Source organism: Rhodococcus sp. IEGM 1381, from assembly GCF_030056795.1.
In the GTDB taxonomy this organism is placed as follows: domain Bacteria; phylum Actinomycetota; class Actinomycetes; order Mycobacteriales; family Mycobacteriaceae; genus Rhodococcoides.
In genome coordinates, this window is record NZ_JASHKQ010000016.1 from 35,051 (window position 1) to 56,439 (window position 21,389).

Sequence of the window (21,389 nt, forward strand, 5' to 3'; positions counted from 1 at the left end):
CCCACCCCACTACTAGGCTAGCGACCATGGCTGAGCCCACCAGTGCCGAGACGGCCGGAATGTATCCCTCCAGCATCTATGTCGCGTCACCGGAAGGAGACTCCGGCAAATCCACCATTGCGTTGGGTGTGCTGCAGATGCTCGCCGCGACGGCCGCCCGAGTAGGGGTGTTTCGGCCCATCGCTCGCTCCACGGACGAACCCGATTACATTCTGGAACTTCTCGTCGAGCACACCACCGCCGATCTGACGTACGAGCAGTCGCTCGGCGTCACGTACGAGCAGGTGCACGCCGATCAGGATGCAGCGCTCAGTGAGATCGTCAATCGCTATCACGAGGTGGCCGCTCAGTGCGACGCCGTGGTGATCGTGGGCAGCGACTACACCGATGTCGGCAGCCCCAGTGAGCTCGGCTTCAACGCCCGGATCGCCGTCAACCTCGGTGCCCCGGTGCTGCTCGCACTGCGTGGATCCGACCGCACACCCGACGAGATCGCACAGTTGGCTGCCCTGTGCCAGGCCGAACTACGCCAGCATCACGCTCATCTGGCCGCGATCGTGGCAAATCGCTGTGCCCCCGACGATCTCGATGCGGTCACCGATGCGTTGGCCTCGGTTGGGGTGCCTGCCTGGAGCCTGCCGGAGATCCCCCTCCTCGTGGCCCCGACCATGGCCGAGCTGCTCGACGCTGTCGACGGCACTCTCTACAGTGGTGACTCATCGCTGCTGCAGCGAGAAGCGTTGCGGGTCATGGTCGGTGGCATGACGGCCGAGCACATCCTCGAGCGCCTCACCGAAGGCGTCGTCGTCATCGCGCCTGCGGATCGATCGGACGTGCTGCTCGCATTGGTCAATGCCCATGAGGCCGAGGGCTTTCCGTCACTGGCCGGCATCATCATGAACGGCGGCATCGAGCCCCATCCGGCCATCGCACGTCTGGTGGCGGGACTCGGCCCCCGGCTGCCGATCCTCACCACCGACCTCGGCACGTTCGACACCGCCTCTGCCGCGGCGCAGACCCGAGGCCGCGTCGCGGTGGGATCGCAGCGCAAGGTCGACACCGCACTGGGGTTGATGGAACAGCGAGTGGACGCGAAAACCCTTCTGGGACGGCTCGACATCGCCATCCCCACCATCACGACGCCGCAGATGTTCGAGTACCAGCTGATCCACCGGGCACGCGCCGACCGCAAGCACATCGTCCTCCCCGAGGGCGGCGACGATCGCATCCTTCGGGCTGCCGGCCGTCTGCTGCAGCGTCAGGTTGCAGACCTCACGATCCTCGGCGAGGAGGGTCCTGTTCGCCGACGTGCGTCGGAACTGGGTGTCGACCTCGACAAAGCCACTGTCCTCGATCCCAACAACTGCGAGTACACCGAGGACTTCGCGGCCGAATACACCGAACTGCGCAAGCACAAGGGCATGACGATCGAACGCGCCCGCGAGATCATGGCCGACATCTCGTACTTCGGAACGATGATGGTGCACAAGGGAATCGCCGACGGCATGGTCTCGGGCGCAGCGCACACCACCGCGCACACCATCAAGCCGTCGTTCGAGATCATCAAGACCACCGAGGGAGTGTCGACGGTGTCGTCGATCTTCCTGATGTGCCTGTCCGATCGAGTACTCGCCTACGGTGACTGCGCCGTCGTGCCGGACCCGACGGCCGAGCAGCTCGCCGACATCGCGGTGTCCTCGGCGCAGACGGCGGCCCAGTTCGGCGTCGAGCCGCGGGTGGCCATGCTGTCCTACTCCACCGGAGAATCCGGTTCCGGAGCCGATGTGGACAAGGTCCGACAGGCCACTGCGATTGTGCGCGAACGAAATCCGGAACTCCTCGTAGAAGGTCCGATCCAGTACGACGCGGCGATCGAGCCGTCCGTCGCCGCGTCGAAGCTGCCCGACTCCGAGGTGGCCGGCCGCGCCACGGTATTCATCTTCCCGGACCTCAACACCGGTAACAACACCTACAAGGCCGTCCAGCGCAGCGCCGGTGCGGTTGCCGTCGGACCCGTTCTGCAGGGCCTACGCAAGCCCGTCAACGATCTCTCGCGCGGTGCGCTGGTCGAGGACATCGTCAACACCGTTGCCATCACGGCTATTCAGGCACAAGGTATTGCCAACGCAGCCAAGGAGAGCAGCGAATCGTGAGCATCCTCGTCGTCAACTCCGGGTCGTCGTCGGTCAAGTTCCAATTGGTCGACCCCGGCACTGGAGAGTCGCTGGCCAGTGGGCTCGTCGAGCGTATCGGTGAATCCGACGGCCGCGTCGAACTCGACCATCGTGGCGAGAGCGTCGAGCGTACCCAGCACATCGAGGATCACGGTACCGGTCTGGCTGTGGCGTTCGAGATGCTCGCCGACGCCGGAATCGAATTGGGCTCCGACGTCACCGCCGTCGGGCACCGAGTCGTTCATGGCGGGACGGTGTTCTACCGCCCGACGATCATCGACGACGCTGTCGTACAGCAGATCTCGAACCTGAGCAGTCTTGCGCCGCTTCACAATCCGCCGAACGTGCTCGGTATCGAAGTTGCCAGGAAGCAGCTGCCGAACGTGCCGCACGTGGCGGTGTTCGACACGGCCTTCTTTCATTCTCTGCCCGACGCAGCCGCGACCTATGCCATCGATGCGACCGTCGCCGCCGAGCACGACATCAGGCGTTACGGCTTCCACGGCACCTCGCACCACTACGTCTCGGACCAGGTGGCGCAGTTCTTGGGACGCGATCTGACAGAGCTGAACCAGATCGTGCTGCACCTGGGCAACGGAGCCTCGGCCTCCGCGGTCTCCGGTGGCAAAGCGGTCGACACCTCGATGGGTCTGACCCCGCTCGAGGGGCTGGTCATGGGGACTCGCAGTGGCGACATCGACCCCGGCGTCATCATGCACCTGCGCCGCAGCGCAGGTATGAGCGTCGACGACATCGATGCCCTGCTGAACCGTCGTTCCGGACTGATCGGATTGTCCGGCGTCAACGACTTCAGGCAACTGCAGCAACGGATCGACGACGGCGACGCCTCCGCGCGGCTGGCCTACGACGTCTACATCCATCGCCTGCGCAAGTACATCGGCGCATACATGCTCGGACTCGGCCGGCTCGACGTCATCACGTTCACTGCGGGTGTCGGAGAGAACGCGGCCGCCGTGCGTGCCGACGCGCTGGCGAACCTCGAGGGGTTCGGCATCGAGATCGACCCGGAGCGTAATGCGCTGCGCAGCAAGCAGGCTCGGGTCATCTCGACCGATTCGGCGACCGTGACCGTGTTGGTGGTGCCGACCAACGAGGAGCTGGCGATTGCTCGGGCGACGGACGATCTGGTTCGCGGCTAGAACAGCGAACGGGGCCGGATTGCATTGGCCAGGTCCACCAGTGAGAAGCGATGCGCGCGATCGGTGGCGTTGCGGGCCAACGCCCGCAGCCCCTTCTCGGTGCCACGCCGCAATCCGTCCTCGGTGAACGGGACGCTGAGAATCGGCTCGCGTTCGGCCGTGGCGGCGTGGCCGGAGACGATCCAGTCCAGCGCCATCGCGAGCACCAGCGTCCGCATCTGCAGTGCCCGGCTCTCTGCCTTGGGTAGCAGCGCAACTCGGCGTGCGGCGGAACGGAAGTCGGCCTCGGACAGTTCGGCTCGCGAGCGATCCATCAGCAGCGTCAGCACGCTGGTCATGCGCGCCATCGAGTAGTGCCGTGAACTGATCGGTACCTGGTCGAGAGCGGCGATGGCCCCGGTCTGATCGCCGCGCCGCTGCAACTGCCGGGCCAAGCCGAACGCCGAGCTCACGATTCCGCGGTTGGTACGCCAGACCGCTCGATAGAGGCCCTCGGCTCGGGCCCGCCACTTCTCGGCTTCGTCGGCTTTGCCTGCGGCGACATGACCGAGCAATTCCGAGGTGGCACCGAGAGCGAGCTTGGGGGCCAGCTCTCCGGGCATCGCCCCGAGTACGTTGTCGAAACTGGTGAACGCAGAGTCGTATTCGTGATGCAGCAGGGCGATCAGGCCCGCGTACCACTGCACCCGCCACGGATCGGCGGCGTGGTCCTCGGACTGTACCTTGGCCAAAATCTCGGTGGCCTCGACGACGTTCCCCAGATCCAGATTGGCTTTGACCTCGGCGAGGGTGATCTCGACACTGATGTCCACAGGAGACGAGAAGGGCGTGGGCTCCGAGGTCTTGTCCGAGGCTGCGGTGATGCGTTCGATGCCGTTGCGTTTGGCGTGCTGCAGTGAGTCCAGGGTCTGGCGAGGCTCGACGTGTACCGCCGCCGCGAGCAGGGGCGCGCTCGGATCGTTGGGGTCCACCAGCGGGACGGGAAGCGCCGCAACAACTTCGGCTGCGGTCATTCGTTCGTGCCGCACCGTACCGTCCACGTAGGTGTCGGTACGGCCCACCGACTGCTCGGTTCCGAAGGTGGTACGGGGCGGGCTGAACACCGTGGACAGGCCGGGGCGCTCCACGCCGGTTCGGATGGCCAGAATCTCGCGCAGCACTCCGGTCGCCTGCCCGGCGAATTCGTCCGCGGATCGAAACCGTCGAGTGGGGTTCTCGTGCGTGGCGCGCAGCAGCAGTCGGTGCAGTGACGGAAACTGCTGCAGCACTTCGGAATCTTCGACCGACGGCAGGCCGTCGAGATACTTTCCGTGCTTCGAGGGCATGTCCAGCGTCAGTACCGCGAGCGTGCGGCCCACCGTGAAGATGTCCGACGCCACCGTCGGTCCCGTCTTGACGATCTCCGGTGCCTGGTAGCCCACCGTGCCGTACAGGTAGCCGTAGTCCTCGATACCAGCGACCGCGCCGAGGTCGATGAGTTTGATCTGGTCGTCGGAAACCATGATGTTCTCGGGTTTGAGGTCGTTGTAGACCAGGCCGATCGAATGCAGGTAACCCAGTGCCGGCAGCACTTCCAGGACGTAGGCGAGTGCCTGCTCGACGGGCATCCTTCCGCCGTCGCACGTACCGAGGATGTCGCGCAACGACCGTCCACCGACGTACTCCATGACGATGAAGCCGACCGTCGACCCGTCGCTGCGGGGTTGCTCGACGAAGTTGTAGATCTTGACGACGCCGGGATGCGCTACCTCGGCCAAGAATTGACGCTCCGCGACCGCGACCGCGTGAGCTTCCTCGTCGCCGAAGTGCAGTAGTCCCTTGAGTACCACCCAGCGGTCGCTGACGTTGCGGTCGATGGCGAGATAGATCCAGCCCAGGCCGCCGTGCGCGATACAGCCCTGCACGTCGTACTGGCCGACCACTCGATCGCCCGGTTCGAGCAGGGGCGTGAAGTCGAACGTCGTGCCGCAATGCGGGCACACGCCCTTGGCGATGTCGGGCTCGCCCGGCTCGCTGCGGCCGACCTTGGCGTTGCACTTCCAGCAGAACCGCTTGTGTTGCGGCACCGTCGGATCCGACATCACCGCAGTTTCGGGATCGACCGGCTCCACCCGGGGTACATCGACCAGCCCGCCGCCGAGTCGACGTCGAATCCCGGTGCTGCGCGATCGACCGGATCTCGACCTACCCGTCCTGGCGCGGGTGGACGCGGCCTGTGTTGCAGCCGATTTCGCTGTTCCTCGTTCGGTCGAGCCGGCATCCGGGGAAAGGGGTCCCGGCGTCCGTGCAGTCCGATCGTCGATCTGCGTCCGCGGGGCACCCGGGTTTCTCGACACTGCTGGGCTTCTCGACACTGCTTGGGTGCGTTCGATTCCGTCGGTTCCCGACTCGGCCCGAAAGACTGCCTGCGTCTTGGCCGCCGGGGCAGTGGGTTGCTGTTCGTCGTCGTCCATGATGCCCCTAGTCGCTGTACGACGCGGTGGGCGGACCGGGGGAGGGGCCGAGAACCGTCAGCCATCGGTTGTAGAGGCGGTTCCAGGTTCCGTCGGCGCGAATGCGTCCGAGTGTTCCGTTGACGAACCGCACCAGATCCTCGTTGTCGCGGTTGATCCCGACCCCGTACGGCTCCGGGCTCAGGCTGTCGCCGACGATCTCGAGGTACGGGTCCTGCGCAGCAAGACCGGCGAGAATGGCGTCGTCGGTGCTGACCGCGTCGACCTGTCGTTGTTGCAGCACCACAAGGCAATCCGACCACATCGGCACGGTGACCACGGTCGCTGCTGGTTGTACTCGCTGCAGTCGTCGCAGCGAGGTGGTGCCCTCGACCGCGCACACGCGCTTGCCCGCCAGGTCGCCGACGCCGCGGATACCCGACCCCTGCACCACCAGAATCCGGTGCTGCGCCTGAAAATACACAGTGGAGAACTGGACATCCTTGCGTCGAGCGCACGTGATGGTCATGGTCTTCACCACGATGTCCACCGAGGAATCCTGCAGGGCCTCCAGTCGTTGCGCCGAGGTGAGGATGCGAAAGTCCAACCGATTCGGATCGCCGAAGAGGTCCCGCGAGATCTCCCGCGCGATGTCGACGTCGAACCCGACCAGCTGCCCGGTCATCGGGTCGCGAAAGCTGAAAAGGTTGCTGCCCGTGTCGAGTCCGACGACCAAGCGGCCCTTCGCGCGCAGTGCGTCGATGGTCGGTTGCGGTACCGGCGGAGCATCCGTGCCGCTCGGAAGTGGGCGCAGGCTGGCGGTGGGGCGAGCGCACTCGTCGTCGGCCGAGGTCTCGGTCGGCCGAGCGGCCACGGATGCGCCGTCCGGCAGCGGCGGTTCGGAGAACGTCGTATCGACTTGCGGCGCAGAGCTTTCCGCCGGAGTGCAGCCGACCAGCAGGGCGGTGGCCAGGATGCCGACGGTGAGTAGACGTCTCACAGGTACTCACGCAGCCTCGGGAACAGGCCGACACCGAACGCCACCGAGGCGACGACGGTGAGCACGTACGCGCCGTTGGACAAGCCCGACAACACGCCGACGGAGCGGTCGATGTTGGACCGTAGTTCGGCTCGCGCATTCTCTATTCCGTCGACCAGAACACTGTCCAATGCGGTGAAGGCGGCGGCCGAATCGGATTCTGCTGTTCCGGTGGCGATGGCGACCGCGCCGTTGAAGTCGCCGACTTCGAGGGCGGAATCGATTCGCGCATGCGAGCCGGACCACGTGTTCAGCGCGTCGATCACCGCGGTATCACCCTGAAACATCTCCGACATGCGAGAGACGTTGGCGTCGAACGACTGTCCGTAATCCTGACTGCCGCCGCGGCGCGCCAGATCGAGGGTCTCGTCCGCTCTGGCCTGTTGAGCCATGATGAAACCCGTCGTGTACGACTTCAGCGGAGTGACGCCGCGATCGAGCGCGCGGTCGGTAGCGATCGAGGAGATCAGCCCCACCACCAGCATCCAGCCGAGCAGGCCGACGACAGCGGCTGTGGCACCGAGGAATCCGACGTTCAACGTTCGACGCGTCGTTCGCGAGAGGTACCACTGAGCCAGGCCGGTCATCATCAGCAGGAACACCACCGACCCGATCGCGAAGTACGGCGGGCTGGTGAACCGTTCCTGATCGGCGGACACCCGTGATGCCTGCTCGGTGTACAACTTCTCGGCCAGCGGCAGCAGACTCGTCTGCATCATGGTCGAGGCCTCACCGAGATACGCCGCCCCCACCGGGTTCCCGCTCCGGTTGTTGGCTCTGGCCGTCTCGACCAGACCGCTGTACACCGGTAGTCCGGCGGCGATCTGCGTCAGCACCGCGCTGGTGGCCTCGTCGTTCTCGGTCACTCCGGCCGAGGCTGCGATCAGTTCGGACGACGCCTCGCCGAGCGCCTGCGAGTAACGCTCGCGTACCTGTGCCGGTTCGAGACCGCCGGCGATGAACGCGGTTGCGGCAGCGGAATCGGCCACCGACAGTGCCCCGTACAGATTCTGCGCCGAGTTCGCGAACGGTTCGGTCCGCACCAGCAGCGTGCCCAAGGTGTCCACCCGCTCGGTGACGGCCGTGGACGCGAGATTTCCGACCGTCAACGCCAACACCACCAGCGCGGTTCCCATCGCGACCAACCGCGCAGGCGTCGAACGCATCGTGTAGCGAACCGGTGGCTTGCCGGCAACGGCACCGACGGGAGTGGCCGTTGTCGGAGGCACGGCAGCGGAGGGGGTAATGCCGGCCGCGATCACGTCACCGAGCATATAAGCAGGCGGACCGTACTGCAGCCAGTACAGCACAGTCACTACCGGCGGACGATTCCCCTAGGGTGGTGAGCATGCGAGGTGACGGGGACGGGTGGGTCATCGGTGACGACGGTTCTCGGCACTGGGGAAAGCACGGGGCCGCCGGACTGTTGCTCCGCGCACCGTCGAACACCGGAGAACCACTCGTACTGCTACAGCACCGCGCACTGTGGAGCCACCAGGGCGGAACGTGGGCGCTGCCCGGCGGGGCCCGTGACTCTCACGAAAGCACGGAGCACGCGGCCGTACGCGAGGCCCACGAGGAAGCCGGTATCGCTGCCGAACAGTTGTGCGTTCGGAGCGAACGGATCACTGCGAGCGTCGCGAGCGGTTGGTCGTACACCACCGTCGTCGCCGATACCGATCATCCACTGACCACCGTGCCCAACGGCGAGAGCACCGAACTGCGCTGGGTACCGGAATCGACCGTTGCCGACCTCCCGTTGCACCCGGGGTTCGCGTCGAGCTGGTCGGCGCTGCGCACCGTGCCGCTCCGGGTACTGCTGGACACCGCCAACGTGCTCGGTTCACGACCGAACGGCTGGTGGAAGGACCGCGCCGGATCGACCGGCGCACTGCTCACCTCGCTCGCCGAGACGCTGCCACGCACCGTCGAACTGCCCAGCGGCCAGTACGGCTGGCTCACCCGCATCGAAGCCGTCCTCGAAGGCCAGGCACGCGACGCAGTGGTGAACGACCCACGCACCCGGACGATTCTCGCCGCCGGCAGCGGCGACGACACCTTGGCCGATCAGGCCCAACTCGACGGAGATCTGACGGCGCTGGTCACCGCCGACCGCGGACTGCGCGACCGGCTACCCGAGTCGGTGCAGGTGTTGACGCCGTCGACCGTCCTCGGCTGGTTGTACAGAACTGGGTTGTAGAGAATCTGGCGCTCGACGGCTGCTGGGTTCTGCTCACATGCAGCACACCGGGTACGTCCGTACCGTCGAGTAGGTGCGTGACAAGTGGCGGTGGCTGGCGGTGGTGCTCGGCATCGCCGTGCTCGTCGCAACCCCCTCGGTGATCGAGCGCTGGCCCGTCGCCGCGTCGAACATCGCCGCGGCCGAACTGCTCTCCCGAGTCCAGTCCTCCACCGCGACGCCGTACTCGGGCTACGCCCAGGCGGTCGGCGGTGTCACTCTGCCCGTGACCGACGGACTCGGCGGCCTTCCGGATCTGCTGGGCGACACCACGACCCTGCGCGCCTGGTACCGCAGCCCGGACAGCTGGCGCGTCGACACCGTGCGCCTCGCCGGTGAGCGCGGTCTCTATCGCAGTCCGGCTCGGCTGTGGAGTTGGGACTACGAACAGAACACGGCGGTGGTGACACCTGTACCCGAGCCGAACCTGCGCCTACCTCGCGAAGCCGACCTGCTGCCCCCGGAGCTCGGGCAGCGGTTGCTCAGCGAAGCGAGCGCCGATGAGGTCACCCGGCTGCCGGATCGCCGAATCGCCGGTCGGGACGCCCCTGGCCTCCGGCTGATCCCCAGCGAGCCGCAGAGCACCGTCACCGAGGTCGACGTGTGGGTCGACCCCGACAGTGGGTTGCCGCTGCAGGTCGACGTGCTGGGCGACGGGGCTACTCGCCCTATCGTCAGCACCGCGTTCCTCGACTTCTCCTCCAGGACCCCCGACGCCGACACCGTCCGTTTCGTCCCACCGCCGGGAACCGATGTGCAGCAGCAGGACGGGCTCGACATCGCCTCGTTTGCCGACGGGATCGACTCCGCCCGTCTTCCGGCAACTCTGTCCGGACTCGACCTGATGGACCGCGGCGGCCAAGGTGCGGTGGGAATCTACGGCCGCGGAGTGACCGAGTTGATCGCCGCTCCGCTGCCGCGCCGCGCTGCGCGCGGGCTCGTCGACCAGCTGCGGGAAGCCCCGGGCGCAGTCGTCACCGGCAACAGCGTCGCGCTGTCGATCGGGCCGCTCAACGTCCTGATCACCGAGCCCACCGCCGACCGGCGTCGCTACCTGCTCTCCGGCACCGTCACCGCAGAAACCCTGGCCACCGCCGCCCAGCAGCTCGAAGGAGCAGCCACATGATCCGCACGACCGGCCTGACCAAGAGCTACGGATCGGTGCGAGCAGTCGACGGCGTCGACCTCGACGTGCGCGCCGGAGACATCTACGGCTTCGTCGGTGCCAACGGCTCCGGCAAGACGACGACAGTGCGGATGCTGCTCGGCCTGGTCCTGGCCACCTCCGGGCAGATGCAGGTGCTGGGCGAGGAGATGCCGCGGCGACGCAGGAGCGTGCTGCCGCGGGTGGGGGCCCTGATCGAGAACCCCGCCGCCTACCCCAACCTCTCCGGACGCCGGAACCTCACGCTGCTCGACGCGGCCGGGCCGGGTGGTTCCCGGCGCACCCGGACCGCCCGCGTCGGCGAGGCCCTCGAGCAGGTAGGGCTCGCCGGGGTGGGACGCAGGCCGGTCAAGCAGTACTCGCTCGGTATGCGGCAGCGCCTCGGCTTGGCCGCGGCGCTGATGCGCACCCCCGAGCTGCTGATACTCGACGAGCCGACCAACGGTCTCGACCCACAGGGAATCCTCGAGATTCGAGAGTTGCTCCTGGGCCTGCATGCGAAGGGCACCACGGTGTTCCTCTCCAGCCACCTGCTGGCCGAGGTGGAGCAACTGTGCGACCGAGTGGGAGTGCTCGATCGGGGTCGCCTCGTTCTGCAGGATCAGCTCTCCGCGTTCCAGCAGCCCACCGGCCGAGTGCTCGTGGGCACCCCGGATCCGGCTGAGGCCGTCACCGTGCTCTCCGGAGTCCAGAACGCCACCGTGCTCCACCGTGAAGGGCAGCAGCTCGTGATCGAACACCCCGACTCGGCCCTGCTCAATCGACTGCTCGTCGAAGGTGGGGTGCGGGTGAGCGAGCTGGCGACGCAGCAGATGAGTCTGGAGCAGTCCGTGCTCGCCGTCACCGGCAGCAGCGCCGACCGAGTCGAAGGTCCCGTTCGGAAGAAGGTGACCGCATGATCGGCGTCGAGTTGCGCGCGATGCTGAGTCGACCCCGCACCTGGGTCGTCATCCTTCTGCTCAACCTGTTGCCCACCATCGTCGCGGGCCTGTTGGCACTCACCGACATCGGTCCGCGGCCCGGCGAAGGCCCTGCCTTCCTGTCTGCAGTGACCACCAACGGCCAGCTCTTCCCGCTCGCCGCGCTCGCCATCGTGCTGCCGTTGTTCCTGCCCGTCGCGGTGTCGGTCATCGCCGGCGATGCCGTTGCCGGGGAGGCCCAGGCCGGCACCCTGCGCTACCTGCTGGCCCGCCCGGTGGGACGGACCAAGCTGCTGGTGGCGAAGCTGATCTCGGTGGCCGCCTTCGTACTGCTGGCCGTGGTCATCGTGGCCGCCGTCGCGTATTTCGTCGGTACGACGCTGTTCGACACCACGTCGTTGGCCGGCGTCTCCAGCGTGTCCGGCACGGTGTTGACCGATCAACAGGTCGCCGTACGCACCGTCATCGCTGTGCTCTACGTGACGCTGTCCATGCTCGGAGTCGCTGCCATGGGGTTGTTTCTCTCGACCCTGACCGACTCCCCGCTCGCCGCGACGCTGGGCGCGTTGGCCTTCCTCATCGCCAGCTCGTTGCTGCTGACCCTTGACGCGGCCGACGCCCTCGCGCCGTACCTGCCGACGCGGTATTGGCTGGCTTTCGTCGATCTGTTCCGCGATCCGGTGCCGATGCGCGACCTGGTCCGCGGCGTCGGTCTGCAGGCCGTCTACGTTTTCGTACTTCTCGGTGCGGCATGGGCGAACTTCACGACCAAGGACATCACCAGCTGAGAGTTAGCTGCCGGCCCTCACTCGCGCAGCCGCGCACAATCACCTGCACCGAGTGGCACGGTGGAGTTGCCGTCCAGCTGGGCGGAGACCATCGCGGCGACCAGAGGATCACGGGGCAAGTTTCCGTGATCGACGGTGGAGTCCGCACACACGCTCTGGACGGGGATGTCGATCGCCCCGTCGAGTTCGGCCGAGGTAGGCGGGGTCACCACCTGATCCACGTCGGTCCAGATCGACACCCACTGCGGCCCCTCGGGGGTCTCGTCGCCGGAGTTCAGGGCGGCGAGCACGGAGCTGTCCGGGGCGAGCTGCTGACAGGCCGTCGGGCACTGGTCGGGTAGTACCTGGGCAGCCAGCCCCGCCACCTGGGTGCCGTGGTGCGGGGAGCCGAGAGTCACGATGCGCCGGGCTTGCTCGGTGCCGCCCAGGTCGGCTGCCCAGATCCGGGCCACCACCCCGCCGGCGGAATACCCCACGACGTCGACCGAGGTTGCTCCCGTCCGAGTCAGAGCTGCGTCGGCGGCGTCACGCAAGGTGCCCGCCTGCGCGGTCAGATCGCCGACACCACCGTCCGGCAGGGCCACCACGGTGGCGTCGCGACCGTCTTCCCGCAGCCCGGCTGCGAGTACGTCGAGCGCATCGGTGGAACCGCCGAAACCGGGGACCAGCAGCACCGGACCGGGCACCGACTGGTCGACGCTGGCAACGGGGTCATCGGTACGGAGCGACGTCGCAACAACCGCTGCGACCGCGACGACCCCGACCGCAACCAGGACGAGGAGAGCGAGGACGAACCGGCGACGGGCCGGGGCGAGGGAGGAGAACACTCCGTCCAGTGTGCCCCGGCTAGGCCTGCAGAGCCTGGACCAGCGCGCGAGCGGCCGCCTGTGGGTCACGGGCCTCGGTGATGGCGCGGACCACCACGATGCGGTCGGCACCGGCTGCCCGAACTTGATCCACGTTGGTGGCGTCGACTCCGCCGATCGCGAACCACGGCCGCTCCGGCGACGCGTCCGCGGTGGCCCGCAGAGTCTCGAGCCCAGCGGCAGATCTGTTGGGCTTGGTGGGCGTAGGCCAGACCGGCCCGACGGCGAAGTAGTCGACGCCGTCCTCGATCGCGGCGAGCGAGGACTGGGCCCGGTTCTGCGTCGAGCGGCCGATCACCACGTCCGGACCGAGGATCTGGCGGGCGTAGTGCACGGGCAGATCGCCCTGACCGAGATGCAGCACGTCCGCACCGGAGGCCAGCGCCAGGTCCGCGCGGTCGTTGACCGCCAGCAGTGCACCGTGACGCTTGGTCGCGCCGAGCAGAATCGCCAGTGCAGCGAGCTCGTCCTTGGCCTCGAGCGGCCCGAACTGGCGCTCACCGGCAGAGTTCTTGTCGCGCAGCTGAATGATGTCGACGCCACCGGACAGCGCGGCCTCGGCGAACTGCGCGAGATCGCCCTTGTCGCGCCTGGCATCGGTACACAGGTACAGGCGAGCGGACGCAAGACGCTCACGGGGAGTCTGGTTGCGGGCGGTCTGAGATGGATGCACAAAGCGAACTGTATTCTCATGGTGGCCGCTGCCGACGACGGAGTGGCCGAGATATCGCGGGAGTCCCGAGGATCGTGGGGCTGAGAGTGGGTTCGCCGCCCTTACCGTCAATACCTGAACCCGATCATGCGGGCGCAGGGAGTGAGGACGTGAATCGCGTGCACATCGTCGTTATCGGCGGAGGCGTCATCGGGCTGTCGACGGCGCTGCGCCTGAGCCAGGACGGCCACCGGGTCGTCGTTCACGATCCAGCTCTGGGTAAGGGCGCGTCCTGGGTGGCCGGCGGCATGCTGGCACCGCTGTCCGAGGGGTGGCCGGGCGAACACGAACTCCTGCATCTCGGTGCTGCATCGCTGGCGCGGTGGCCGGACTTTGCCCGACGCCTCCCCGGCCCGTCCGTGTTCTCCGCGACCGGATCGGTGACCGTCGCCCTCGACTCCGCCGATGCCGCCGACTTGCGGACCGTGGCCGAGTGGGTGGGCGAACAGGGACACGAACTGGAGATCCTCGGTCGCGCACAGCTGCGTGAGCTCGAACCTGCTCTGGCGCAGAACATTCGACTCGGCTTGCTGGCACCGACCGAGCTGTCCGTCGACAATCGGGCACTGGTCGCCGCGCTCGAGCAGGGGTGCATCGATGCCGGGGTGGAGTTCTCCACAGAATCGGTCGACACCATCCCCGACGCCGATCAGGTGGTCCTGGCCGCCGGGGCGCAGTCGGCCGCGCTGTGGCCCACACTGCCCGTCCGGCCGGTCAAGGGCGAAATCCTGCGGCTGCGTCGTCGACCGAGCGCCGCGCCCCCGCCGCACCGCACGGTTCGCGGAACCGTCCACGGACGGGCGATCTACCTGGTGCCACGCGGCGACGGATTGGTCGTCGGCGCAACACAATACGAATCCGGGCAGGACACCCAGGTGACCGTCGCCGGGGTACGAGACCTGATAGCCGACGCCGAACGGCTCATGCCGAGTATCGGCGAATACGAGCTGTACGAAACAGCCGCCGGATTGCGGCCCATGAGCCCGGACGGACTACCGATCATCGGCAGACTCTCCGACAACGTGATCGTCGCTACCGGCCACGGCCGCAATGGCATCCTGCTCGCCCCCATCACCGCCGATGCGGTAGCCGCGCTGATTACCGGCGAAGAGATCTCCGAGGCGAAAGCCGCCACTCCTGAACGCTTTTTGCACATTCACAACCCGCAGATCGAAAGGACACCATGACACAGGTTGCCATCGGCATCACCGTCAACGGCGAGGATCACCTGCTCACCGAGGACATGACGATGACTCGACTCCTCGACAAGCTCGGAATGCCGGAGAAGGGCATCGCCGTCGCCGTGGACGGAGCCGTGCTGCCCAAGAGTCGGTGGGACACCACCAGCATCGAAAAGGGTTGGACCATCGACGTTCTCACGGCGGTTCAGGGTGGTTGAGGTCATGGCAGGTTCGGCCACCTCTGAATTGACTATTGCGGACCGCACCTTCACCTCCCGGCTCATCACCGGCACTGGGGGAGCGGCCAATCTCGCGGTACTCGAGGAGGCCCTCGTCGCGTCCGGGACCGAACTGACCACCGTTGCGATGCGCCGCGTCGACGCCGCGGGTGGGACGGGAGTGCTGGATCTGCTGCGCCGGTTGAACATCGCGCCGCTGCCGAACACCGCAGGCTGCCGAGGATCGGCCGAGGCCGTGCTCACCGCGCAGCTGGGCCGGGAGGCGCTCGAGACCGATTGGGTGAAACTCGAAGTGATCGCCGACGAGCGCACGCTGCTGCCCGACGCCATCGAATTGGTCAAGGCCGCAGAACAACTCGTCGACGACGGCTTCCAGGTGCTGCCGTACACCACCGACGACCCGGTACTGGCCAAGAGGCTGGAGGACATCGGCTGCGTGGCCGTCATGCCGCTCGGCTCGCCTATCGGCACCGGACTCGGTATCGCCAACCCGCACAACATCGAGATGATCGTCGACGCCGCAACGGTGCCGGTGATCCTGGACGCCGGCATCGGTACCGCCAGCGACGCCACCCTCGCGATGGAACTCGGCTGCGACGCGGTGCTGCTCGCGACCGCGGTGACTCGGGCGAAGGATCCCGCGCTGATGGCGTCGGCGATGAGACATGCGGTAGCGGCTGGTTACCAGGCCCGACACGCGGGACGCATCCCGAAACGATTCTGGGCGCAGGCCAGCTCGCCGATGTGAGCGACTGCGTTGTCGTATCCGGCAAACGCGCGCGCATTTGCGGGCGCGACTATGTGGCCGCGTGCCGCCCATGTGCCCGACTGTCTCAGGGTGTGTGTCATCCGAAAGGATGATTCGATCGGCGACTGTAGGTCGATGTGCGGACGCGTTCGATCGGGGAAGGTTGACCCCATGATCGAAGTGGCAGGATTGACCAAGCAATACGGCGCGGTGACGGCGGTCGACAACCTCACCTTCACCATCAAACCTGGCATCGTGACCGGCTTCCTCGGCCCCAACGGCGCAGGCAAGTCGACCACCATGCGGATGATCCTCGGGCTCGACCGACCCACATCGGGCTCGGCGACCATCGAGGGCAAGAGCTACAGCCACCTGAAGCAGCCACTGCGGACCGTCGGCGCTCTGCTCGACGCCAAGTGGGTGCACCCCAATCGTTCGGCACGTGCTCATCTCGAGTGGATGGCTGCGTCCAACGGCATCCCCAAGTCCCGCGTCGACGAGGTGCTGCGTCTGGTGGGACTGTCCGAGGTCGCGAAGAAGAATGCGGGCGGCTTCTCGCTCGGCATGTCGCAGCGGCTCGGTCTCGCCGGCGCTCTGCTGGGCGATCCCAAGGTGTTGCTGTTCGACGAGCCGGTCAACGGCCTGGACCCCGAGGGCATCGTCTGGATCCGAAAGTTCATGCAGCGCTTGGCAGCCGAGGGCCGCACGGTGCTGGTCTCGAGCCATCTGCTTTCGGAGATGGCCCAAACTGCAGAGCACCTCATCGTCATCGGACGCGGCAAGCTGATCTCGGATTCCTCGGTGCAGGAATTCATCGACCACGCCTCCGAGGCGTCGGTGCGCGTGCGCAGCCCGCAGCTCGACGGGCTCCGACAGGCTCTGACCACGGCCGGTCTCACCGTGCGTGAGCCGGACAAGACCGACGAGCTTCAGCCCTCGCTCGTGGTGCTCAACTCCACGACCGACACGATCGGCGATATCGCCGGACGCGCCGGAATCACCCTGCACGAGTTGGCCTCTCAGCGAGGCTCGCTCGAGGAAGCATTCATGAAACTCACCGGAGACACAGTCGAATACCACGGCGAAGAAGCCAATTCTCAGCAAGCGATGGGTGGGTCACTCTGATGGGCGTCTTGGCAGCAGAAAGAATCAAGTTCACCTCGACCAAATCGCCGTGGTGGTGCAGCGCGATCATCGTGGTGCTCGGTCTCGGGTTCGCGGCACTTTTCGGCTGGGGAGCGTCGAGCGGCGTTCAGTCGGAGGCGGCCGCGAACGGCCAAGCCTCCGATATCGGACCGGTGACGGCGTTCACGATCGTCGGATTCGGCGTCACCACGTTCGGAGGGCTCGTATTGATGATTCTCGCGGCCCTGACGGTAACCAGCGAGTACAGGTTCGGATCGATACGGACCACATTTCAGGCCGTGACCAGTCGTGCAGGTGTGCTCGGCGCGAAGACCGTGTTGGTCGGCGCGTACGGAGCACTGCTGTCGCTCGTGCTGGCATTCGGAGCCCTCTACATCGGAAGAGCGTTGGCCGGCGACGAGGCCGGAGCATTACTGACCTTCGATGCCGACGGGACCTGGCGCGTCATCTACGGGACGGCGATCCTGGCGTTCCTGAAGGTCGCTCTTGCCATCGCGGTAGGCACTTTGCTCCGTCAGTCGGCCGCTGCAATTGCAATCCTGCTGATTTGGCCGTTGCTGCTCGAAATGCTCGTCGGCATCATCCCGAACGTCGGCGCGAAGATCCAGCCGTTCCTGCCGTTCGCGAACGCAGATCATTTTCTCGGCTCGTCGGGCGGAATCGATTTTCACTGGGGTCCCATCGGTAGCCTGATTTATTTCGTCGCCTTCGTGGCGGTATTTTTCGGTGCCGCAGTGTTCGTCGTCAATCGCCGCGACGCCTGACACCCTGCGATTTGTCTGGGTAGGGTGTCCGCTATGCGGATTTCCTTGCTTGCAGGTAGCGCCGTCGCAGTACTGATTCTGGCCGGTTGCTCGTCCTCCTCCGATGCAGGGGACGAGGAACCGGCCAGAGTTTTCGCTACACCCGATGGGCCGGGACTGTCGGCCGCGGTCACCGAGGACGCTCTTGTCCGGCACCTCCAGGAATTGGAAACGATCGCCGCCGCGCACGACGGAAACCGTGCCGCCGGTACCGCCGGATACGACGCGAGTGTCGATTACGTTGTCTCGCAACTCGAATCGGCCGGTTTCGACGTCACCACTCCGGAGTTCGAGTTCGAGACCTTCGAGGCGCAGACCCAGACCCTGTCGCTCGCGGGCACCGAGATTCCGGTGTTCGCGCTCAGCTATTCGCCGACCACACCTGCAGAGGGCATCACCGCACGCGTCGTCGGGGCCCCCGCCGGTGCAGACGGATGCGAGGCGGCCGATTACGCCGGCCTCGATCTGGCCGGTGCCGTCGCCGTCGTGCCGCGCGGCGTGTGCCCGTTCGGTGCGAAGCAGACCGTCGCCGCCGAATTGGGTGCGGCAGCCGCGATCATCGTCAACAACGAACCGGGACCGCTGGATTCGGGGACACTCGGCGATTCCGAGACCGCGAAGATTCCGACCGGCGGCGTCAGCCAGGAGGACGGCGCAGCGGTCCTCGCGGCACCCGAGGTCACGTTGACGCTCGTCACGACGACCGACACGACCACGAGCCGCAACATCATCGCCCAGACCACCACCGGCTCGACCGAGAACGTTGTGGTGGCGGGTGCTCACCTCGACAGCGTGCCCGAGGGCCCCGGCATCAACGACAACGGCACCGGCACATCGGCAGTGCTCGAGACGGCGCTGCAGATGGGCAGTGCGCCCGAGGTGACCAACGCGGTCCGCTTCGCGTTCTGGGGTGCCGAGGAGGACGGGCTCGTCGGCTCCACCAAGTACGTCGAGGGCCTGTCCGACGACGACAAGCGAAACATCGCTCTGTACTTGAACTTCGACATGATCGGCTCACACAACGCCGGCTACCTCGCGTACGACGGCGACGACTCCGACAAGGTCGGTGAGCCCGCGGGACCGGCCGGATCCGACGCCATCGAGCGCACCTTCGTCGAGCGGCTCGCCGCCGACGATGTCGCCGTCGACGGCACCGATTTCGACGGTCGATCCGACTACGGCCCGTTCATCGAGGCCGGCATCCCGGCGGGCGGCGTGTTCAGTGGCGCGGACGAGAACAAGACCGCCGAGCAGGCCGAGAAGTGGGGCGGTACCGCCGATCAGACCTTCGACGAGAATTACCACACCGATCAGGACACCCTGGCGAATGTCGACCGCGCCGCACTGGCGAAGAACGGCGGCGCCGTCGCCTACGGAATCGGCGTCTACGCACAGTCGGTCGAGGGCCCCAACGGAGTGCCGGTCGGTGCTGCGCGCGAGGCCGCACGCGCCGAAGGGTAAGGCTAAGTATGTGTAACCGTGGGTTACGCTCGATGCTGTGAACGCAGTCGTTTCCTCGGTGGTGGAGTGGGTCCGCACCACCAATCGAGCGCCCACGGTGGTCGGGGCGGTTCGGCGTGTGCGTCGCGCACTACCCGGCGACCCCACGTTCGGCGATCCGATGTCGATCGACGGCCCAGGACGAGCACTGGCCGTCGCCCGCGTTGCGGATCGGTTTCTGGCCGCCAACGGACTCGACGACGAACCCGGTGCCTCCCGTGAAGTCGGCCTCGGTGCCCTGCAGGTGTGGCAGGCGATCCTCGAGCGGGCCGGTCGCGGCCGCGGCGAAGCGGATGTCACGATCGTTTTCACCGATCTCGTCGGATTCTCGTCGTGGTCGCTTCGTGCGGGCGATACCGCCACCCTGACTTTGCTTCGCCAGGTCTCGAAAGCCGTCGAACCCGAGGTCGCGTTCCGCGGCGGTCACGTCGTGAAAAGATTGGGCGACGGCATCATGGCCGTGTTCTACGATGCGGACAAAGCCGTCGAGGCCGTGTTCGCAGCACGAAGTGCCCTCAACAGCGTGAATGTCGATGGATACACCCCGACCATGCGAGTCGGTATCCACACCGGCAGTCCGCGTCAGGTGGGATCGGACTGGCTCGGCGTCGACGTCACCGTCGCCGCCCGCGTGATGCAGACCGGCGGAAACGGCAACGTCATGATCTCCGCAGCGGCCCTAGAGGCGGTCCCGCCGGAGGTGCTCGACGCCTTGGGCGTGGTCGCCAAGCCCTATCGCCGCAGCTTCTTTGCTCCCAAGATCAAGGGCGCGCCCGACGACCTACGCATTCTCCGACTCGTGCAGTCGCCACAGCGGTGACACCGGGCCGTGGCCCGCACCCAGGTCGTAGGACGCGGCCAGGCAACGGGTGACCCACTCCTTGCCGAACGCCACCGCGTCGGGCATCGAGTATCCGTGTGCGAGCGCCGACGCGATGGACGCGGCGAGGGTGTCGCCGCCGCCGTGATCGTTGCCGGTGTCGATGCGGTCGCTGGTGAATTCGAGGAACGTGTCGCCGTCGAACAGCAGGTCGGTGCTGTGGGTGGATGTGCGCAGATGTCCGCCCTTGACCAGCGCCCACTGCGCGCCCAAGCCGTGCAGGGCCTCCGCGGCGCGGTGTGCGGACGCGTCGTCGACCACGTCGATGCCGGTGATCAACCGGACCTCGTCGAGGTTGGGGGTCACCAGCGACGCGATGGGAAACAGGGTGTGGCGGATGGCGTCGAGCGCTTCTGCGTGCAGTAGCGGATCGCCGTGCATCGATGCGCATACCGGGTCGACGACCAGCGGCACCGGCTGATCGCGGCCGATGCCCACCTCGGTGCACACGGCCGTGACCGCCTCGATGATGGCAGTGGACGCCAGCATCCCGGTCTTCGCTGCGCCGACGCCGATGTCCGAGACCACCGAGCGAACCTGGGCCGCGACGATCTCGGGCGGGATCTCGTGGAAGCCCGTCACGCCGACGGTGTTCTGGACCGTCACCGCTGCGACGGCAACGCATGCGTGGACGCCCAACATGGCCATCGTGCGGCTGTCCGCCTGGATTCCGGCCCCGCCGCCGGAGTCGGTTCCGGCGATCGTCAGCGCGCGGACGGGAGTTTCGCCGTTGGGCGTGAGCGGTAGGAACTTCACGAGAGACGACAGTACCGGCGGGCCGGAGACGACCGTCTCGGCGGCCGAATCCGAACCTGTAAATAACGGTGAAAACGTGGCCCCGCTTCGAATGTTGTTGTATCACAACGTCGAACAGGGCAGCTTATGACCGATACCAGCATTCGACTCGTGACCGACGAACAAACCTACGCATCCGAAGGTTTGTTGGTAGAAAAGGTGACAGGGCCACCGGACGCATGTTTAATAGTGGTGCACGTCACATCGGATTCATTCGTTCACCACTCAACACACAGCGAAGGAGGCGTCCCATGCTTGCGAGTTCTCCTAGCGCTGATGTCTCGATCAACAATGACCAGAACCGTTTCGAGCTTCGATTGAACGGCGATCTCGTCGGGATCGTCGGATTCTTCGAGGTGGAGGGAAACGGTACGCGCGCCACCCGTACGCACGTCGTGTCCTTCATGCACACCGTCGTCACCGAGGACTTCGGTCATCAGGGTTTGGCCGGAATCTTGGTACGTCGCGCGCTGGACAGCGCCCGTTCCTACGGTTGGAAGGTCAGGCCGGTCTGCAGCTACGTGCAGCGATTCGCCGCCGCGAATCCGGAGTACAACGACATGCTCGTCGCTCTCTGACCGCTACTCGGTTCGGTATCGCTC

Annotated in this window: 20 protein-coding genes; 14 read left to right on the forward strand and 6 right to left on the reverse strand. The window is 66.5% G+C overall.

Features of this window, described 5'->3' with window-relative positions:
• Positions 1–26: 26 nt before the first annotated feature.
• Together pta and QM797_RS22510 are read left to right on the forward strand one after the other, a co-directional pair.
• Entirely contained in the window at positions 27–2,153 is a 2,127-nt protein-coding gene (pta, locus tag QM797_RS22505; protein ID WP_283277887.1) for a phosphate acetyltransferase, read from the forward strand.
• Positions 2,150–3,334, forward strand: coding sequence for an acetate kinase (locus QM797_RS22510; RefSeq protein ID WP_283277888.1), 1,185 nt, complete (start codon positions 2,150–2,152; stop codon positions 3,332–3,334). Before pta ends, QM797_RS22510 begins: the two co-directional genes overlap by 4 nt.
• Here QM797_RS22510 and QM797_RS22515 read toward each other — a convergent pair.
• From QM797_RS22515 to QM797_RS22525, 3 genes are read right to left on the reverse strand one after another with little or no spacing between them, the layout of a single operon-like run.
• Complete coding sequence (locus tag QM797_RS22515; protein ID WP_283277889.1) at positions 3,331–5,787, reverse strand: serine/threonine-protein kinase; 2,457 nt, start codon at positions 5,785–5,787, stop codon at positions 3,331–3,333. The two genes, QM797_RS22510 and QM797_RS22515, sit on opposite strands and share 4 nt — an antisense overlap.
• 7 nt (positions 5,788–5,794) lie before the next feature.
• On the reverse strand, positions 5,795–6,766 hold the full coding sequence (locus QM797_RS22520; protein WP_502942380.1) for a glutamate ABC transporter substrate-binding protein: 972 nt from the start codon (positions 6,764–6,766) through the stop codon (positions 5,795–5,797).
• Complete coding sequence (locus tag QM797_RS22525) at positions 6,763–8,121, reverse strand: GlnX family signal transduction membrane protein (RefSeq protein ID WP_283277890.1); 1,359 nt, start codon at positions 8,119–8,121, stop codon at positions 6,763–6,765. Before QM797_RS22525 ends, QM797_RS22520 begins: the two co-directional genes overlap by 4 nt.
• A gap of 32 nt (positions 8,122–8,153) precedes the next feature.
• Between QM797_RS22525 and QM797_RS22530 the strand changes: the two genes are divergently transcribed.
• From QM797_RS22530 to QM797_RS22545, 4 genes are all read left to right on the forward strand, one after another.
• Positions 8,154–9,005 carry an NUDIX hydrolase gene (locus tag QM797_RS22530; protein WP_283277891.1) on the forward strand — a complete coding sequence of 284 codons (852 nt, stop codon included), beginning with the start codon at positions 8,154–8,156 and terminating at the stop codon, positions 9,003–9,005.
• 73 nt (positions 9,006–9,078) lie between these two features.
• The gene (locus tag QM797_RS22535) at positions 9,079–10,170 is read left to right on the forward strand and encodes a LolA family protein (RefSeq protein WP_283277892.1); all 1,092 of its coding nucleotides are present in this window, start codon (positions 9,079–9,081) and stop codon (positions 10,168–10,170) included.
• The gene (locus QM797_RS22540) at positions 10,167–11,108 is read left to right on the forward strand and encodes an ABC transporter ATP-binding protein (protein ID WP_283277893.1); all 942 of its coding nucleotides are present in this window, start codon (positions 10,167–10,169) and stop codon (positions 11,106–11,108) included. The genes QM797_RS22535 and QM797_RS22540 overlap by 4 nt, the downstream gene beginning before the upstream one ends.
• Positions 11,105–11,917, forward strand: a complete 813-nt coding sequence (locus QM797_RS22545) for an ABC transporter permease (RefSeq protein WP_283277894.1) — start codon at positions 11,105–11,107, stop codon at positions 11,915–11,917. Before QM797_RS22540 ends, QM797_RS22545 begins: the two co-directional genes overlap by 4 nt.
• A gap of 17 nt (positions 11,918–11,934) precedes the next feature.
• Here the strand turns inward: QM797_RS22545 and QM797_RS22550 are convergent, their stop codons facing one another.
• Together QM797_RS22550 and thiE are read right to left on the reverse strand one after the other, a co-directional pair.
• Positions 11,935–12,744 (reverse strand): lipase family alpha/beta hydrolase, encoded by an 810-nt coding sequence (locus tag QM797_RS22550; protein ID WP_283277895.1) that lies wholly within the window; start codon positions 12,742–12,744, stop codon positions 11,935–11,937.
• A 19-nt stretch (positions 12,745–12,763) separates the two neighbouring features.
• Positions 12,764–13,456: a thiamine phosphate synthase gene (gene thiE / locus QM797_RS22555; protein ID WP_283277896.1), complete on the reverse strand. Its 693-nt coding sequence runs from the start codon at positions 13,454–13,456 to the stop codon at positions 12,764–12,766.
• 158 nt (positions 13,457–13,614) lie between these two features.
• Between thiE and thiO the strand changes: the two genes are divergently transcribed.
• The 7 genes from thiO (at position 13,615) to QM797_RS22590 (ending at position 19,932) form a co-directional block, all read left to right on the forward strand.
• Positions 13,615–14,682: a glycine oxidase ThiO gene (gene thiO / locus QM797_RS22560; RefSeq protein ID WP_283277932.1), complete on the forward strand. Its 1,068-nt coding sequence runs from the start codon at positions 13,615–13,617 to the stop codon at positions 14,680–14,682.
• Positions 14,679–14,894, forward strand: coding sequence for a sulfur carrier protein ThiS (thiS, locus tag QM797_RS22565; RefSeq protein WP_032401759.1), 216 nt, complete (start codon positions 14,679–14,681; stop codon positions 14,892–14,894). Before thiO ends, thiS begins: the two co-directional genes overlap by 4 nt.
• Positions 14,895–14,898: 4 nt before the next feature.
• Positions 14,899–15,663, forward strand: coding sequence for a thiazole synthase (locus QM797_RS22570; RefSeq protein ID WP_283277897.1), 765 nt, complete (start codon positions 14,899–14,901; stop codon positions 15,661–15,663).
• 171 nt (positions 15,664–15,834) lie between these two features.
• Positions 15,835–16,788: an ABC transporter ATP-binding protein gene (locus tag QM797_RS22575; protein ID WP_283277898.1), complete on the forward strand. Its 954-nt coding sequence runs from the start codon at positions 15,835–15,837 to the stop codon at positions 16,786–16,788.
• Positions 16,788–17,573 (forward strand): ABC transporter permease, encoded by a 786-nt coding sequence (locus QM797_RS22580; protein ID WP_283277899.1) that lies wholly within the window; start codon positions 16,788–16,790, stop codon positions 17,571–17,573. Before QM797_RS22575 ends, QM797_RS22580 begins: the two co-directional genes overlap by 1 nt.
• Before the next feature lie 33 nt (positions 17,574–17,606).
• A complete protein-coding gene (locus tag QM797_RS22585; protein WP_283277900.1) occupies positions 17,607–19,073 on the forward strand; it encodes a M28 family peptidase in 1,467 nt (488 codons plus the stop codon).
• Between the two features lie 37 nt (positions 19,074–19,110).
• Positions 19,111–19,932, forward strand: a complete 822-nt coding sequence (locus QM797_RS22590) for an adenylate/guanylate cyclase domain-containing protein (RefSeq protein ID WP_283277901.1) — start codon at positions 19,111–19,113, stop codon at positions 19,930–19,932.
• Here QM797_RS22590 and thiD read toward each other — a convergent pair.
• Positions 19,894–20,748: a bifunctional hydroxymethylpyrimidine kinase/phosphomethylpyrimidine kinase gene (thiD, locus tag QM797_RS22595; RefSeq protein ID WP_283277902.1), complete on the reverse strand. Its 855-nt coding sequence runs from the start codon at positions 20,746–20,748 to the stop codon at positions 19,894–19,896. The two genes, QM797_RS22590 and thiD, sit on opposite strands and share 39 nt — an antisense overlap.
• A 290-nt stretch (positions 20,749–21,038) precedes the next feature.
• Between thiD and QM797_RS22600 the strand changes: the two genes are divergently transcribed.
• Positions 21,039–21,365 (forward strand): GNAT family N-acetyltransferase, encoded by a 327-nt coding sequence (locus QM797_RS22600; RefSeq protein ID WP_283277903.1) that lies wholly within the window; start codon positions 21,039–21,041, stop codon positions 21,363–21,365.
• The last annotated feature ends 24 nt before the right edge of the window (positions 21,366–21,389 follow it).

Bases quoted from the DNA above. Each gene is read 5' to 3' on its own strand.
- pta (WP_283277887.1), top strand. From the start codon at position 27: ATGGCTGAGCCCACCAGTGCCGAGACGGCCGGAATGTATCCCTCCAGC.
- QM797_RS22515 (WP_283277889.1), bottom strand. From the start codon at position 5,787: ATGGACGACGACGAACAGCAACCCACTGCCCCGGCGGCCAAGACGCAG.
- QM797_RS22530 (WP_283277891.1), top strand. From the start codon at position 8,154: ATGCGAGGTGACGGGGACGGGTGGGTCATCGGTGACGACGGTTCTCGG.
- QM797_RS22540 (WP_283277893.1), top strand. From the start codon at position 10,167: ATGATCCGCACGACCGGCCTGACCAAGAGCTACGGATCGGTGCGAGCA.
- QM797_RS22545 (WP_283277894.1), top strand. From the start codon at position 11,105: ATGATCGGCGTCGAGTTGCGCGCGATGCTGAGTCGACCCCGCACCTGG.
- thiS (WP_032401759.1), top strand. From the start codon at position 14,679: ATGACACAGGTTGCCATCGGCATCACCGTCAACGGCGAGGATCACCTG.
- QM797_RS22570 (WP_283277897.1), top strand. From the start codon at position 14,899: ATGGCAGGTTCGGCCACCTCTGAATTGACTATTGCGGACCGCACCTTC.
- QM797_RS22575 (WP_283277898.1), top strand. From the start codon at position 15,835: ATGATCGAAGTGGCAGGATTGACCAAGCAATACGGCGCGGTGACGGCG.
- QM797_RS22580 (WP_283277899.1), top strand. From the start codon at position 16,788: ATGGGCGTCTTGGCAGCAGAAAGAATCAAGTTCACCTCGACCAAATCG.
- QM797_RS22585 (WP_283277900.1), top strand. From the start codon at position 17,607: ATGCGGATTTCCTTGCTTGCAGGTAGCGCCGTCGCAGTACTGATTCTG.
- QM797_RS22600 (WP_283277903.1), top strand. From the start codon at position 21,039: ATGCTTGCGAGTTCTCCTAGCGCTGATGTCTCGATCAACAATGACCAG.